Origin of the sequence: Intestinibacter sp., assembly GCF_022780145.1 — a bacterium.
Classification (GTDB): domain Bacteria; phylum Bacillota; class Clostridia; order Peptostreptococcales; family Peptostreptococcaceae; genus Intestinibacter.
Genome location: NZ_JALEXO010000263.1, coordinates 1 through 17,982, shown reverse-complemented (window position 1 = coordinate 17,982; position 17,982 = coordinate 1). Strand labels below are relative to the sequence as shown.

The window sequence follows — 17,982 nt, the reverse complement described above, 5'->3', positions numbered from 1 at the left end:
GGCATTAAATCCTCGACTAAATTGCATTTTAATTCACTCATTTTCTCACCTACTCTTCAAATTTTTAATAGTTACTCTTCAAACTGCATGACTATCTTCTTTTTTTCTCTAAAAAAATTAACCCTACAGTAGCTCTCACTCTTGCCTATTATTTCACCTATTTCCTTAAATGTAAGATCATTTATAAGTCTTAGTATCATTATCTGTCTCTGAGGCTCTTTAAGCTCATTTATCAATTTTAAAACCTCGTTATACTCATCTAAAGACTCATTTTCATAATCCTTGTATTTATCTAAATCACTGTCGTATAAATTTTCAGTGAAGGGATGTTTTTTCAAATATGTATAATATTGATTTTTCGCTATAGCAAGCAGCCACGTTTTTTCACTGCATTTTCTTTTGAAATTTTTTATACTTTTTATACCTTCCAAAAAAGTCGACTGCATAATATCCTTAGATACTTCTTCATCAAAGCTTAAAGAATAAATAAATCTATACACATCCTTTGAATACAAATCGTAAAGCTTTTCAATATTTTCCACGTAAACCTCCTTTCCTCTAGCTAGAAATTTATTTATTTTATATAGTAGTATCATAAAATAGTTGTTTCGTTACAGTAATTTTAAATTTTTGCAAATTTTTGAGTGAAAAATAGTTTTTTTTCGTATTGATATATGAAGAAGTTAGAATTTATAAATTTTTACAGCTACTTAGAAATAAGGTTAAATGGAGGAATATATATGGATAAGTTTAAGGAGAAACGAGTTACCGAGCTTTTGAAAAAATCTCCTGAAGAAGGCATAAGTATGGCTATAGATATTTACGGACCTGCAGTAAAGACAATTTGTACTAATATACTTAGTAATTTAGAAAAAGAGGATATCGAGGAGGCTATTTCAGATACTTTTTTCAAGCTTTGGAAAAACATAGATAATTTTAAGGTAAATAAAAATAAATCTCTAAAGAGCTATATCTATGCAATCGCTAGAAATACTTGCTTTGACAAGCTTAGAAGCTTAAATTTAAATTCATCTTTATTTGATATCGACGAAAACAATCTAGGGATATCTGTAAATATGAAGGATGAATACGCTAAAATTCACAACGAAAAAATTATAAGAAAAACGCTAGATAAGTTTAAGGAGCCTGATAGATCGATTTTTATACTTAGATTTTTTTACTTCGAAAAAGTCAAAAGTATCGCCTTAAAACTAAACCTAGACGAAAAAAAAGTCGAAAATATCTTGTATAGAAGTAAAAGCAAATTAAAAGAAGAACTTATAAAGGGAGGAATTATTTATGAAGAATATTCACCAAATGTTAAATAATATAGAAGAAGATAAATATCTAGACAACGAAAAACCTCTTTTAGAAGATGAAAAAAAACGTATTTTAGGTGCCACTATGGATAAAATAAATAACTCAATAAAAACAAAAGATACTTATAACAAGAGAAAAAATTTCTCTCGCAAAAAAATAATAGCCGTAATTTTAGCTGCAACACTTATGATATCTACATTGTCATTTGCTGCAGATTATTTTTCCTTCAATGCTAAACTTACTAATTTACTGAGTATAGACGAAAACAGCCACGACCTTGTAAATAAATCAGGCATGAATATAAATAAATCTGTAGGCAGTAAAGGAATAAAAATTAAAGCAACTCAAGCAATTGGTGATAAAAATTGTGCATATATATTATTTGAAGTAACTTTAGATGATAAACTAAGTAAAGAAAATGAGTATTTTTTTGAAAATGTAGATTATCAGGTTTACTCTAAAAAATTTGGATATACTGGATGTACAGGATCTTTTGAAATGCTCGATTCAGATAAAAACAACAATACGGTTCAATTTTTATGCTGTATGGAATACGAAGATATAAATAATCGAGATTTAAAATTTGTATTTGAAGATTTCGGATATTACAAAGACGGAAACTATAAATATGAAGATTTCGTAAAATTAGTAGATGGAACATGGACTTTGAAATTTAAACTTGATTACAAAAATACTTCAAAAACATACGTTATAAATAAAAATTATAGAGTCAAAGGTAGAAATATAAGAGTTAAAATTATAGAAATATCACCTCTTTCCGCTAGAATCAAGATGAACGGCAGATACCAAGAATTCATAAGTAAGGTCACTATGAAGGACGGAACAGTTTACGAAGGCGACGAATTTTTTATAAACAACTCAGCCTCTTATTCTACAATTGAAAGAGATTTATTTGGAAGATCTGAAAGCTATACAGGATTTTCTAAAGTATTAAATGTAAATGATATTAAAAGTATAACTATAAACGATGAAGTGGAGATTGAATTACCTTGATAATTTTAAATTTCAACTAAGATATTCATTTTGTAGTAACTTGATTTACGCATTAAATTTAAAGAAGATAAAACGTATTCATCAATGACTTTTTCTGATATAATGATAAAAAATTCTATGATTATACTTTCACTTTGTAAAAATGCCGAAATAGTAAATATTAATACTAGCGATGGTACTACTATTACGTATAAAAAATCCGAATTAGCAGATTCTTATAGGGATAGCTATGGAGATAATCTAGAAAAAATAACACAAGATAAATCATCTTTAGAAAAATTTATAAAAAATGATATTAAGTAATAAAGTATAATTTAAAAATATACGAAAGGAAATGATAATTCATCAAAGTTATCACCAAATAAAACTATGGAATTTATTATTGCCAAGGAAATTTTATCTAAAATACAATTTGATAATTCACATTGGTTTGGAACTGACTACAATATGAATTTGTATAGAGGCTGCTGTCATGGTTGTATCTACTGTGACAGCAGAAGTAATTGCTACAATATAGTAGAATTTGATAAAGTCAAGATAAAAAAAGACTGCCTGACTATTTTAGAAAATCAGCTAAAAACAAATAGAAAAACTGGAGTAATTCAAATAGGCGCTATGTCGGACACCTACAACCCATTTGAAAAAAAGTACGAAATAACTAGAAATGCACTAAAATTAATCGACAAATACGGATTTGGTGTGGCTATAGCGACTAAATCAGATTTAATATTGAGAGATATCGACATACTTAAAAAAATAAACGAGCATTCTCCTGTCATCATTAAATTCACTATAACTACATTTGACGACAATCTCAGTAAAATAATCGAACCAAATGTATGTCCTTCATCTGATAGATTTAAGGCTATAAAGACGCTTAGAGACGCAGGAATATACACAGGAATTTTAATGATGCCGATGCTTCCATTTATAACTGATACTAATGAAAATATAAAAAATATCGTAAATTTTGCATCTAAAAATAACGCCAATTTCATATATCCTATGTTTGGCGTTACTCTTAGATCTAATCAGCGATTTTACTATTACGAAAAATTAAAGGAGCATTTTCCAAATCTTTTGCATAAATACGAAAATTTATACAAGGACAAATACGTATGTAATAGCCCTAAACATAAATCTCTACAGAGCTATTTCAAATACATGTGCTCTGAAGTAGGTATGACTTACCGCATGGATGATATTATCTATCAATACAAATCTAGATTTGAAAACGAACAGCTATCATTTGATTTATAAGGTGAGTTTTAAAAATTTACCTTATAAATCGTATAATTTTTCTTCGTAATTCTCTACATAATAGCGTATATTAGTTCTTCCCTTTTTGATAATTTTATGACCCTCTTCTTCTAATTTTTTCTTTTGTTCTTCTACTCTGCCTGGATATTTTGGATTTAGCTCTCCCTTAGCCTTTAAAGTTCTCCAGTAAGGTGTCTTGTCATCCTCTCGTTGCTCACTAGCCCATGCAGCTATAGATACAAAAATACCAGCAGTTATTGGATCTGTAAAATCTGCATCGTTTACTTTCGCAAAATACTTTCTAATTTCTCCAACTGTAATTAATTTTCCACAAGGTATTTGCTTCATTATTTCGTCGTAATCTACAGGCGGTGCAAAGTACATTTTATCCCCGCCGTATTTTTCTATACTCTTTTGATCTGTTATAATTTTTATTTTTGGCATATCCTTGCTGTCGTGAAGCATTTTATTAAAGTCTTTATTTTTCTCATTAGCCATAGTAATCCCTCCTATCTTCTATAATATAAAGATTACTTTTATATTTATTTTTATGCAATGAGACGGTTTTATTTTTTTCAAAAAAATAGTGATAAAATTTGAATAAAATCTTATCACCACTTTAAACCTAAATGTTAGCATAAAATCTCTAATGACCTCTATGCTTTTCCTTTTTCTTTTGCTGCTTTAGCTCAAAGCTTCGTTTAGATTCTTCCTCTTTTCTGAGTTTCTTTGCAGCTTTTTTAGTGTCTTTCATTTGTTCCTGTTGCAATTTTAATGCCTGTTGAGACTTAGTACCTATACCCGTATTTTTTTGAGATTTGTGTATTTCTCTCTGCATACGTTTTGGATTTATCTTCTCTTTTTGAGGCTTTATCCCTGCAACAGGTGGACTAAATCTGAGTCTTCTCCAATTTTTGAGCATAAATTCATAAACCTCGCTGTCACTTGGCTCCTTACCAAACGTTATCTTGCAAACCTCCAGCTTCTTTTTATAAACCCTCTCATAAAGTCCAATCCAAAACGGATCCTCGAACAAAATTGTAAGTTTCGCAGATACCTCATCCATAAATGTTCCTCCTTAAAAATTTATTATAAAGAATGGACAACCAAGGAGGCAGGTTACTGACGGATGACCGCGTCTGGACTACCAACCAGAACTGTGTTTTTATCTTTACTTATTAAAATATTAATCTTTTGCATTTGTTATGTCAACATGGATTTATTGATTTGCTTCAATATAAAAATCATTTAAGTTAAAATCCTTACTTTTTTTCATTTTTACATTTTTAGAAGGCATATCTATCTTTTGACTGTCTATACGCGGGCTATCTATTTCGCCATCATAAGAAAATACATCAAGTAAAATTTTATCTCCTTCTACAGGCTCTTGATTTGGCTTTATTTTAAACTGAAGCTCTAATGCATACTTATCTTTAGTAATATATTTTTTAAAATCATCGGTTGTTTTAAAATATGCACCATTTCTAGAAACAGCACTAAAATAAAAAGTTTTCAATGTTTTATTAGTAACTTCATCTATTAATTTTACCCTTTCAGACATATCGCTACTACTATTTGATCCTATAATTTGATATTTATCTCCATTTAAAGCATAGGCTAATACAATGTTTTCATCTTTATCTATATTTCCTACTCTAATTCTAATATCATAAGTTCCATCATAATAGCCAGTATTTTCGTCACTATTATGAATTAATGAAATCGATGTAGTTAAATCATTTGATAAATCATATGGTGAATTTTTACCTTTATCTTCAAGTAAGGTTATATTATTTTTATCTATTTTTACTCTAGATGTCTTCAACAAATTTCTGGATTCATCGTATTTATTAAAATTAAAAATCTCGCCTTCGTTTTTAGTTTCATAAATATATCTTTTTCCATTTTCCACACATTCATATGTTCCTATAAAATCAAGAAATGGGTCGATATCCATTTTTGAAAACTGTTCGTATTGCTTATCAGTAAAATTCATTGTGATTTCTTCTGTTTCTACAGGATTAGTAATTACTTCGGCTTCTCTATTTATTGATTTTAAATAATCTTCTGCTTTTTCTTTTAATTGTTTGTCAATTTCTTTGTCAAAATCAGCATTTAAAGCTTGTTTTGCCTCTTTTCTAGGAAACATAGCTTCTACTGAATCTCCATATCCTTCACCATCTTCTGCCTCAGTAGCATTTACAAAACAGTATTCTCCTCTATCATTTTTACAAATTATTATTCTGATAGGTATATTAAATGATCCTCCATCTTGGGTAAATATTCCATTTACGAATTCAAATTGATATTCAGAATAAAGTAGATACACTTCAAATTCATTTTCCTTTTGATTTTGACCTAATATAGTATGAGCTTCTGCTTCAAATTCATATTCTTTATCTATTCCTAAATCCACATCTAAATATGCTGAAATCGCATTTTCCAAACTATCATATCCTTTTACCTTATTAGATACTTTCAATATAAAATCTTTATAATTTTCCTTATTTAACGTATTAAATTTAACTCCTAATTCTTTTTCCACTTCTTCTTTTTTGAAATTAACTACTTCAGTCTTTTTATCTGATTTTAATTTGTAATTTATTTCATCTACATTTTTGACAAGAGAAAAAACTATAGCTGCATCCTTATACAAATTATTTTTTATATTTTCAGAATTAGAATCTGTCAATTCATACGATACAGAAGCTTCATAAGGCATTTTTTTGCTTATTTTAGTTCCCTCGTATCCATCATATCCTAAATCCTTAATATTTATATAAGAAACTGAACCAGATATTGATTCCCTATCTGTAGAGTCATCTCTATCCTCTAATAGAACTGCACTATAAGGTCTTTGATCAGATAATGCTTTACTATTTGTAAGAAGAACAATCCCAAGTAATAATACACAGATAACCCCTGTTATAGCTATTATTTTTCGCTTACCCTTTAGGAATTTATTATTTTTTATAGCTTCGATTCTATTTTTAACAGTTTTTTTATCATCTGTCATATTCATAACACCAAGCGATTTCTTGTTTAAATTTAAATTAATCTGTTCTATAACATCTAGCATAGTGAGTCCGTATTTATTGTGTTCTTTTTCATCTAAAATCAATAAAACTCTTTCATCGCAAGCTAATTCTATATCGTTTTTTATCTGCTTAAATAAAAACCAAACAACTGGATTAAACCAATGCATACATTGCAATATTATAAGTACATAATTTATCAATAGATCTTTTCTCTTATAGTGTGATAGTTCGTGTAAAAATATATACTCTAATTTAGAATCGTTTAAATCAACTAAACTTATCGGAATCAATACTTTAGTCTTAAACATTCCAATTATGCAAGGTGAACATATATTATCGCTTATAATTAATTTTATATCTCGCTTTATATTCATCTTTACTTTAGTATTTTCAAATACTTTATATACTTTATCAAATTCATCTGAATCGACAGCTTTCACATTCTTTTTAAAATGCATATAGCTTATAAAATATATACTTAGCATAATAACAAAAACAGCTGCCCATATTATCTTTAAAATATCTATAAATTGAATTTTATTTATTAAATTGGAATTAATTATATCTTTGTTTTGATTTTCCTCTTGAATATCTTCAAAATCATTGTTAGTATCTTTATTACTAGAATTTTCAAAGTCAGAATCGCTTTCTATTCCACTTATATGAACATTCTCCTCAGAACCATCTAATACATTTTCTTGAAAAACACCACTGACATATATCTTTTGATCGACTACGGAAAATACATTAAATAAACTAAAGGCACTTTCCACTCCATAAGGCATAATAAGCTTAAAAATGAATATCATCCAAAGAAGACACATACATTTTTTACTTATTTTATTTTTTAAAATAAATCTCGCCGTTAATATCACTATACCCGTTATAGTCCCGTAAATACTAGCAGTTATCAAATATTTCCAAATAGCATCTATATAAAATCCATTCATATAATTTTCTCCCCTAGCAAAATAAATTCTTCCTTATCGACTTTAAACTTAATTATTTATAATATTTTATCTTAATCCTCATCCTTTAAAATATCTCTTAGCTCATCTATCTCTTCCTTCGACAACTTATTTTCCTTTACAAAACTTAAAACCATTTTATTAATAGATCCATTGTAGAGCTTTTCTAAAAATGACTTACTTGCAGAGTCTTTGTATTCACGTTCACTTATAGCTGGTTTGTATATGAATAATTTTCTATTTGTCTTGTCCACATCTATAAATCCCTTTGACACAAGACGCGTGATTAATGTCTGGATTGTCTTTGGCTTCCAATCGCTGTTGTCTTTTAATTGTTCAATTATCTGTGCGCTTGAACCCTCATTTATTTTCCATAAAACCTTCATAACTTCTAATTCTGATTCTGATATATTTTGTTTCATTTCATCTCCTCCTTTAAAACTTACAAGTGTAATCCTTATACTTATAGATTACATTTGTAAGTTTTAAAAGTCAAGAAATTTTTTAAAAAATAAACCATAGCGCTTTTACCCACTATGGCTATTTCCTCTACAAAATATTATGTACAGCTATATCCGCCCAATTTTATCATTTCGAGAAAAACTGGTGTTATATATTCCTTTGTAATATACGTTCTACAATTACATCTTGGATTAGATGACTTCATTTCAATTTCTGTATAAGGTGCTAATTTTTTGACATATCTAACTAACGAAGAATACTTTTTATCTAATAGTTGGTTTCTATGTATAAACCCCTCATTTTCGTTCCAATATCCAGTCGATACCCATAGGCGAGCTCGTGAGATTTCTTTCTGATATTCGTATATACAAGAAAAACCAGCTTCAATTAATTGACTACGATCTCTATCTAAATATCCATCTTCACTAAATACAAGCTCGCCTACTTCTTGTAAATAAAAATACATTCCCATTTGTCTAAATTCAATATTCTCTATAGAATCATATATTTTAATATCCTTTTTATCTTCTACTACTACTTTAAAACCTAGCTTAAATGCTTTTTGTACTAATAATTTATATGATTCTAAATCCATATAATAATTAATTTGTTTTCCCATATTGTGCCCCTCTAAATTTTATAAATTCACCAAAAGATCTACATCTCGCATTACTTCACTGTAGATTATATCGGTAACTTGACTTATTTTTACTGGATTAAAGCTTTTTCTATCGTAAAAATAAACTTCCTCAATTAAAGCCATTCCCGTACTATCTGGATAAAACCAATCAGAATCTATAATTATATCTGCAATTATATTTTCCTTATAAAATACTTTGTGTAGACCTATCTCGTAATCACAAATCCAGCGTCTTGATTTTAAAATTGCTATAGATTTTTTAACTGGTATTTGTTTATTTGAATATCGAAAGCTACTAGATTTATCTAGTTCATCATCTGATTTTAAATACAATTCTCTAAATACCTGTTTAAAAGGCTGCTCTATCTTTTTATCTGATAAATAATTTTTATATCCATCTAAAACATTATTTTCGTATAAGTCAAAGCTATGTGCAACTCTAATGCTGTCATCTTCATCTACATCGTAAGTATTACCATCGAAATCTATAAATCCGCCTTCTCTTAAAAATCCCAATACTGTATTTTCATCTCTTACAAAAACTAAATTTCTTAAAATAGGCTCCGTAACATAATTTTTCATTAAAGAACTCAGCTCTTTATATTTAAGTTTATTTCTGCTCTCCATAAATTCTTCCATCATCTTTAAGACTCTGTCATGTTGATTTTTTAATTTATCACATACTTCTTTAAGTTCGATTATGTATTGATTCTTTTTATACTTTGCAGGTATGCCCTTTAGCTTTCTTCCATTTTTTATACATTCGATAAAGCTCATTCCTCGATCATCTATCATCAATCTTACTGTGATATCATCTATATCTTTTGGTTTAAAATAGACATCTATATCTCTAGATAGTTTTGCCTCCATATATAAAATAAGTCTCATATCATCACCATAGCCGCTATTAATGGCTAGGTTTTTAATCGCCATTTCACATGCAATTTTTTCGCTATTTCTTCTCTGTGGACCAAACTTTTTGCTTTCTTTTAAAAATTGCTGGATATACTCGTATCTTTCAAATAAATCCTGTTCTCCTTCTATTGGAATCAACGCATAAGCGATTAACATGTCTTTATTTCTTTTTTCTATTATTTTATTTTTGACTTCACTTTTATCTAGCTTACCTGTAACTGCATCGCAAAAATATCTCGCTCTTGAATGCTTATAGCTATGAGAAACGTATTTAGCACTTTTATACAGTATGTCGAAGTTTTCTTTTCCCAAGCTTTCATAGCATTCCTTGAACCATTCTATATCAAAAGCTCCATTTTTTAATTCGTCAGTTTCAAGTGGAGTGTATTGTTTGATAATAGCTTCTGTACTTTTATCTATATATATATTTGCATGAGCTATAAAATAGTAACAGCCACTTTTTAAGTCTTTAAGACCTATACTCTCACCTATTATATCTGCCCATATAGGATTGTACATAGCTACTTCGATTAATTTCTGTTTAGATATCTTCGTACTTTTTAGTGTTTGCTTAAATTTATCTGCATTATCAATATCTAGAGGTTTACATATTTTTAATAAATAGCTTAAAACATCTATTCTGCTAGAAGGGTTCATAACGCCTCTTTCTATTTTTTCATTTCCTATTCCATTTATTATTTGGACTAATAATTCAGATGAATAAATTATTTCTATATCTTTTATAATTTTAGTAAAGTCAGATTTTCCGTCTCCTCTTTTAATTTCTTCAGATATAATTGTACTCATTATTTTTAAATATATATCGAAAATCAATTTATGATATTTTTGCTTGTCATTGCAGTTTTCATCTCGACCTGCAAAATATTTATCGTAAACCCTACTATTTTTGTTAGATAAAGCTTCATTTAGCATTTTAATACTTTCAACTAAATCTAAATTTTCAAATACAACTTTGTAAAACATATTTTGATCGATTAACTCTAATTCGTATAATTTTATATAGTCAAAAATATTAGTCAAGCTTTTAACTCCATTTTGAAAATAAATAGAATTAAAATCACAAAGTAAATCTAGCTGGTATTTTATTAGAAAGCTCTCGATAAACCCTTCTCTATCATCGTAGCAATTTAGCTCTTGTAAAAATACTCTTATTAAATTCAAAGATAGTAAATTAAAATCTTCATTTTCAATATTAAATAAGTTCTTATCAACTCTATTTACAACCTCTACTAAAACCTGCTTAGATATTTCAAATATATCGCTCTGATTTTTATATGTATCAAATAAAGCGTATATTATAGCTCTAACCTTACTTGCATGAGTTAGATTACTGACATTTACGTTGAACTCTTTTCCAAATATGTCTTGAATATACGGACAAGCATCTTTATACAATTTTTTATTCGACTCTGCAATAAAACAAAGCTTTATATTGAATAAAGTATCAAAATCTTTTATGTGGTTTTTATAAAAATCAATCCATAGCTCGGAAAATGGAAGGTTCTCTATAGCTGATTTGCTATCGTTTTTTTCAACAGCCGATACTTTATCTCCTAATTTATACTCAGCCCCAAACCTATCTACAAAGCTTTTATCTTTGTTTTGTTCTATTAGCTCAGATAACTCCTCCATAATTTTCATAATATCAAAATTGCTCAATTTGAATATTTTCCTAGATTTATTAGACCCGTATTTCGTTTGTAAATTTATATAGCTTCTATCTTTAATTTCAAACGATACACTAGAATTGTATAAATTATATTTTTTATCTTCTGTATCCTCAGATTTATATATTAAATCTATAATAGATTTTTCTCTATCAGTTGGAGCTTTTATTTTTAAAACTCTACTTCTAAACTTCTCATATAACTCCTGTCTATTCTGATTTTTAGATAATTCAAGTAAAATATCAAGTCCACCCATTCTAACGCTTTGATTGGATGATTTAAGTAACCTATCTATACAGGATGTTAAATATTCATCCCTCGATTTTAAAATCAACCAAGTAGCATTAGCCCTTATTTGGCTTGTTTTTCTAGTATATAATTTTTCTATTTTTTTATATTCACTGTCTTTTAAGTCTAAACTGTTTAAAATATCAAATGCCACTTTATAAGTACTCTCATCTCTATCACTCATAAATGATATCAACGTATTTCTCTGATTGTTATTAACTGGATATCTAAGTAAAAGCATAAGCATCATACCTCTACGTCCAGTATCAACATTTTTTATAAATTCACAGCTCTGATCTATTAAATCCTCATCATCCATCATATAAATAAAATTACATATTATGTAAGCTACTTTTGATTTTTCTAAACGTATTTTTTCATATGGAAACTCATCTGTAGAATACACAATCTCCTTCTTATCAATACAATTATATACTTCAACAAAAATTTTATAATACTCAAAAGCCTCTTCTTTATCTTTAAAACATTGATTTAAAAAGCTCTTTCTTTTATTAGACATAATATCTTTATTTACACATTCTTCATCGCAATAAAATTTATAATCTCTATAATTAAAATAAGAAAACTTATATTCATAAAAATCCTTATAACAAGCAACTAATTTTAAATCTCGATTGTATTTCTTTAATACTTTTTTAGCAGCATCAAAATAACGATTATCTTCAGAGTTCCTAGCAACTGAATTTAAGTAATAATACAAAGCTAATAGCTTATCATGATTTCCTTCTTCTATAAAACCATCAATTTGCGAACACACATCTTGTATATTATAAAATCCCGTACTCCAAAGACCTATAAAAAACTCTTCCTTATCTCGACTATTTAAAAGATCCAGTCTATAATTTTTATCCTGCAATGATTTTGAAATTTTATTTATCATTCTATATGCAACTTTATACAAGCCATCGATGTTATAGATATCTATCCACTGAAGAAACGAGCTTCTAACAAAAGAAAATCTAATCAAATTATTTCTATCTATTATATCTAAAAAATATACAAAAGATTTATCTACACCACAATTTATATTTTCACATATCAATCTAAGTATATCCTCTTTAACCTTTTCAGCTTCTATTAAATCTCCAAGCAGCTTATGCATTTTCTGATTGTCGCTTTTTATAATTCCTCTAATTATATCTTTGTTCATAGGGTATACATTTTCTTTTCCAGAAATAATCTCAGATATAACATTTTCTACCTCTGAATCTTCAAAATCCAACCTAGCTTCGATTACATCTTCTAAAGCTACATTTCTTTTTATATATTCATACATATAATCGCTTATATTTAATTTGAGTATATCTACAAGAGAAGTTTTTAAAAAAGAAAATTTAGAAACGTTATACATAACGCCAAAAATATTGCAAATTTTAAATGTGTAATCATAACTTCTAATACTCTTTATACCATAGCTTCCCTTTCCCAACTGAAATCTATTCAATTTATCAATTAAATGTAAATAATCACCTTGCAAATTCGGTTCTATAAATACATCTAATATTATTTTATACTCACCTTTAAATATATCACTAGGTTTTTTATATGTGCCATTTTTAAAATTAGCACTTATCTTCTGCTCTATCTCGAGAGTTATCTCTCCTGTATACGAATACCTAGAGTATTTCAAATATATATCCTCACATATTTTTGCCATATCCTCTGGTATTTTTAAAATTTTATCTCTTATACTTTTTTTAAATTCATTAGGCGTTGTTCTATCATTTAATAACTCCCCCATAGTAGACCTCCTAAATTTACAGCGAGTAAAATATACTTTCACTCGCTGTTTAAAATTTAAATACATATAAACTATCTTAATTTATTTAAAATTTTGTATTTGATTTAGTATATAAGGATCCTTTATCTTCTTATCTTCTGCAAATAAAACTATCTTAGACATAATCTCAGCAGTCTTAGGGTCTTCATCTATAAAAGGCAAGAATAATTTTCCTCTATGACTAGATTGTACTGCTACTACGTTTATAGCGCTACCTCCTATTTGATGAACTACACCGCTTCCCAAGTGTACAGAATAATCTCCTCTACATCCCTTTATAACTGCGTGTCTTTCTTTGATTTCCACATTATCTAACTTAAATAATTCTAAATTAAATTTAAATATTTCTCGTCTCATTTCAATAGTAGACATACTAGTTTCAGGATCGACTCCACCTACATGTGCCACACTTATAGCTAGGTCTGTATCTCTCATTACCTCGCTGAAAATTATATCTGGAATCTCTTGTATTTTTTTAGGCTCGAAGCTCTTTCTATCGTAGAAGCTGACACCTTCAAGTGTAGGTGCTTCTATATCGCTTGGAGAAAACCAATCTGCTACAGCGTATATATTTGCTACTATGTTTTCTTTATAGAATATCTTTTGAAGTCCATTTTCGTAGTCGCAAATCCAACGTCTTGATTTTAAAGTCGATACAGTCTTTTGAGTTTGTATTTGATTTCCCGCATATCTAAGACTTGTGTCTTTATCTAATTCGTCATCAGTTTTTACATATAATTCTCTAAATACTTGTTTAAATGGTTGTTTTATTTGTTTTTCAAATAAATATTTTTGGTATTCATGTAAAACTTCATTTGCGTATAGATCAAATACATGTGCAACTCTTACTACATTATCATCGCTTAAAGCATATACTTTTCCATCAAAATCTACAAGTCCCTCGTCTGTGAAAAATCCCAAAGCTTCGCAATTACTTACTCCTACACTATCCTTTATAAAAACTAAATTTTTCAAAATAGGATTTACAACGGGATTATCGATTAAAGTCTTTATTTCTCTAAAATAGAACTCCTCCTTATCCTCCATAGCATCTTCCATCATTTTTTTAGCTCTACTGTACTGATCTTTTAATTTTTTAACTATATTCTTTAGATTTACTATATAGTAGTCTTTTTTGTATTTAGCTGGCACTGATTTTAGCTTTTTGCCGTTTTTAACACATTCTATAGCTCCCTTGCCGTATTCATCTATAACTAGCTTAACTGTTATATCGTCTATAGTGTGTTCCTCTAAATAAATTTTTATATTTTCAATTAATTTATTTTCCATATTCAATGTAAGTCTCATAGAGTCCTTGTATCCACTGTTGATAGCTAGATTTCTAAGAGCCATCTCACAGGCTATTTTTTCACTGGCTCTTCTTTGAGCACCAAATTGCTTGCTTTCTTTTAAAAATTGTTGTATATACTCATATCTTTGAATTAAATCCTTTTCATCTTTTAATGGAATTAATGCATATGAAATCAAAAGGTCTTTATTTCTCTTTTCAGTTATTTTTTTTCTGACTTCATTTTTATCTAGCTTGCCTGTAACAGCATCACAGAAATATCTAGCTCTAGTATGCTTGTTGCTATCTGAAATATATTTAGCAGCATCGTAAAGCACGTAAAACATCTCTTCTCCAAGGCTTTCATAGCATTCCTTGAACCAATCTATATCAAAAGCACCGTTTTTAAGCTCTTCAATTTCCAAAGGTGTGTATTTTTTTATTATCGCCTCTGTCTTACAATCTACATCTTCGTTCATATGTGCTATGAAGTAGTAACAGCTTCTCTTCAAGTCCTTCATATCTAGATAATCACTTATAATATCTATCCAGCTTAAATTATACATACATACTTCTATAATTCTTTCTTTAGTAATTTGTGTATCCTTTAATAAATCAGCTAAAACATCTTTATTGTCTGTCTTCAGAGGTACACATACCTTTAGTAAATGACTGAATATATCTCTTCTACTACCTCCAAAAAAGTATGCATCTCCTCTATTCAACGTATCTGATCCCATAGCCTTAAGTATCTGTACTAACCTCTTGCAAGAATATATTATTCTGATATTAGGTATTACATTTGAAAATTCAGTTGTCATCTCTCCTCTTTTTAGTTCAACATCTAATACCACATCGATTATAGTCTTGTAAATTTCATCTATTAAGTCTATATCCTCTTGATTGTTAATATCTAAATATTTGCTATATCTTTCGTATTCATCTTCATATCTATATAATTCTTCATCTTCTTCTGTAAATTCATATCTTATATCATCTACATTAGTTTTACATTCATCATCGTGTATAGACATCACCATTTCGCCTAAAGTACTTACACATCTTCCTAAATCTATGTCTTCAAATATAGTTTTATATAAAAGCTCTTTAGGTATTAAATTCATTTTATAGAGCTTTATATAATCAAATAAATTATCCAGACTGTATTCTTGATATTGTCGTATAGATTTATAATCGCACAATTGATCTATTTTATTTTTTATTAAAAAAGCTTCTAAAAACTGCTCATCATCCTGCCACAAATCTATTGCATATAAAAAAGGCTGCATCATGTCCATAGCTAAAAAGTTTCTTTTATTTAAAGTTAGGTGATTTAGTTCTACCTTTTCAGGTATATTGCTCATAACCTTTTTAGATATTTCATACATGATTTCTTTATCATAGTAAGTTGCATATAGAGCATTTATTATTTGTTTTATTGAAAACTCGTGCTTTATATGGCTTATATCTATTGAGTAATCTCTTTCAAATAAATTTTGTACGCTGTTTTTCATACGTTTAACAATTGAATCTCCTTCACAATTTAGATAGTGAACTAAATTAAATAATGTTAAAAAATCACCAATATACTTTTTATAAAAATCAATCCATATATCTGGATAAGGCAGATTTTCTACAGGCTTTATCTTATAATCATATTCTATCTCTATACCATCTCCTATTAAAAGCTCTTCTCCCCAAAATGTAGTGTACTTTTTATCTTTATTTTGTTCTATAGTATCAGATAACTTATATATTATCTCTAAGGCGCGTTCTTTTTCCATATTGAAGATTTCACTTATAGATTTGTTTTTTATACTAAGTGCACCATCTGATTTTGTTGTTGAAAACTCGTCTAATTTACTTTTTAAAAGCTCAGTGTCTAATTTTAAATCTTTTTCATATAAGCCGTATTTTTTAGAATTATGAACTATTTTCTCTTCACAAATAGATTCGATCATTACACTTTCTTTATCAGTTGGATTTTGAATATTTTTAACCTTTTGCTTAAAATCCTCGTACAAACTCGCTCTATTTTCATCCTTAAACACAGATATTAAAATATCTAAAGCTCCTATTCTCAATTCTTCTTTATTCGAGCTTAAAAGTCTGTCTATGCTAGCTTTTAAAAACGTATCGTCTGATTTTAAAATTAAAGCTGTTAAATTTGCCCTTATATCTCCAGATTTTCTAGTGTATAGCTTCTCAATTTTAGTATATTCATCTTGGCTTAAATCCAATTTATTTAAAATCTCAAATGCTTTTTCATATGTATTTTGACTTCTATCTCCTAAAAATGAGATCAGTGTATTCATTTGCTTTTTATTTTTAGGATTTTTAAGTAAAAGATATAAAAGCTTATATCTCTCATTTGCTGGGACATTTTTTATAATAGGACACACCTCGTCGATTATTTTTTCATCGTCTATTATATACGCCAAGCAGCACAAGATATCTGCTATATCTGATTTTTCTATAACTATATTTTCATATGGAAATTTATCATTGTGACTTATAACTATTTTACTCTTATCCATAGATTTAAATATATTCATAAATATATCAAAATGCTTCAATGCTTCTTCCTTGTCTAAATGTATATTCATATAGTATTCTTCATCCTCATAAAAAGAATCATCCTTGCATTCTCTGTAATAAATCCTTTTTATGTAAAATAAATTATCCCTGTAATACGGTAAATACGCAGCAACTAATTTTATATTTTTAGAATATTTTTCTATAATTTTAATAGCAAGGCGATACTTATAATCATTTAAATTTATCATGCTTATATAATATACTGATACTATTAATTTATCCTCATCGCCTATTTCTATAAGCGAATCTATATATCTCTCAACTTCATTTAAGTCATAAAATCCTATACTCCAAAGAGCCACCATAAATTCTATTGTATCCTCGCTGTTTAAAAGCTCATTTCTATATTCCTTATTTTTTAAAGCCTCGACCATAATATTTACAATTTTAGGAGTTATTCTATGTACCTTGTCCTCCTCGTATATACCTATCCATGTGCATACAGATCGTTTTACAGATGAAAATCTAATTAAATTATGCTTAACTATTACATCTAGTAGATAGATAAACGACTCGGGCACTCCACAATCCATACAATTACATATAACCTGTCTCACACCTTCTTGTAATTTAGCTGCCAGTAAAAAATCACCTAAAAGCTTGTACATCTTTTCGTTATCACTTTGTATTATACCTATAATCATATATGGCTCTACTGTATGTATATTATTTTCACCTAAAAATACTTCCTCGATTGCTTTT

At 28.2% G+C, this 17,982-nt stretch carries 12 protein-coding genes; 4 read left to right on the top strand and 8 right to left on the bottom strand.

The window, feature by feature from the left end:
• Positions 1-71 precede the first annotated feature (71 nt).
• The gene (locus tag MR593_RS09815) at positions 72-542 is read right to left on the bottom strand and encodes an RNA polymerase sigma factor (RefSeq protein ID WP_290692363.1); all 471 of its coding nucleotides are present in this window, start codon (positions 540-542) and stop codon (positions 72-74) included.
• A gap of 198 nt (positions 543-740) precedes the next feature.
• Between MR593_RS09815 and MR593_RS09810 the strand changes: the two genes are divergently transcribed.
• The 4 genes from MR593_RS09810 (at position 741) to MR593_RS09795 (ending at position 3,594) form a co-directional block, all read left to right on the top strand.
• Positions 741-1,328, top strand: a complete 588-nt coding sequence (locus tag MR593_RS09810) for an RNA polymerase sigma factor (RefSeq protein ID WP_290692361.1) — start codon at positions 741-743, stop codon at positions 1,326-1,328.
• Positions 1,300-2,334 carry a DUF4179 domain-containing protein gene (locus MR593_RS09805; RefSeq protein ID WP_290692359.1) on the top strand — a complete coding sequence of 345 codons (1,035 nt, stop codon included), beginning with the start codon at positions 1,300-1,302 and terminating at the stop codon, positions 2,332-2,334. The genes MR593_RS09810 and MR593_RS09805 overlap by 29 nt, the downstream gene beginning before the upstream one ends.
• An 84-nt stretch (positions 2,335-2,418) precedes the next feature.
• A complete protein-coding gene (locus MR593_RS09800; RefSeq protein WP_290692357.1) occupies positions 2,419-2,637 on the top strand; it encodes a hypothetical protein in 219 nt (72 codons plus the stop codon).
• Between the two features lie 66 nt (positions 2,638-2,703).
• Positions 2,704-3,594 (top strand): SPL family radical SAM protein, encoded by an 891-nt coding sequence (locus MR593_RS09795; protein WP_290692355.1) that lies wholly within the window; start codon positions 2,704-2,706, stop codon positions 3,592-3,594.
• Positions 3,595-3,615: 21 nt separating this feature from the next.
• Here MR593_RS09795 and MR593_RS09790 read toward each other — a convergent pair whose 3' ends face one another.
• The 7 genes from MR593_RS09790 to MR593_RS09760 all read right to left on the bottom strand — a co-directional run.
• A complete protein-coding gene (locus MR593_RS09790; protein WP_290692353.1) occupies positions 3,616-4,092 on the bottom strand; it encodes an MGMT family protein in 477 nt (158 codons plus the stop codon).
• Between the two features lie 148 nt (positions 4,093-4,240).
• A complete protein-coding gene (locus tag MR593_RS09785; protein WP_290692351.1) occupies positions 4,241-4,660 on the bottom strand; it encodes a YjdF family protein in 420 nt (139 codons plus the stop codon).
• Between the two features lie 153 nt (positions 4,661-4,813).
• Positions 4,814-7,582 (bottom strand): M56 family metallopeptidase, encoded by a 2,769-nt coding sequence (locus MR593_RS09780; protein ID WP_290692349.1) that lies wholly within the window; start codon positions 7,580-7,582, stop codon positions 4,814-4,816.
• A 71-nt stretch (positions 7,583-7,653) separates the two neighbouring features.
• Complete coding sequence (locus MR593_RS09775; RefSeq protein WP_290692347.1) at positions 7,654-8,022, bottom strand: BlaI/MecI/CopY family transcriptional regulator; 369 nt, start codon at positions 8,020-8,022, stop codon at positions 7,654-7,656.
• 137 nt (positions 8,023-8,159) lie between these two features.
• Positions 8,160-8,681, bottom strand: a complete 522-nt coding sequence (locus MR593_RS09770; RefSeq protein WP_290692345.1) for a hypothetical protein — start codon at positions 8,679-8,681, stop codon at positions 8,160-8,162.
• A gap of 18 nt (positions 8,682-8,699) precedes the next feature.
• Entirely contained in the window at positions 8,700-13,355 is a 4,656-nt protein-coding gene (locus MR593_RS09765; RefSeq protein ID WP_290692343.1) for a DUF4132 domain-containing protein, read from the bottom strand.
• Positions 13,356-13,436: 81 nt separating this feature from the next.
• Positions 13,437-17,982: DUF4132 domain-containing protein (locus MR593_RS09760; RefSeq protein ID WP_290692341.1), on the bottom strand; the 4,546-nt coding region annotated here is incomplete at its 5' end.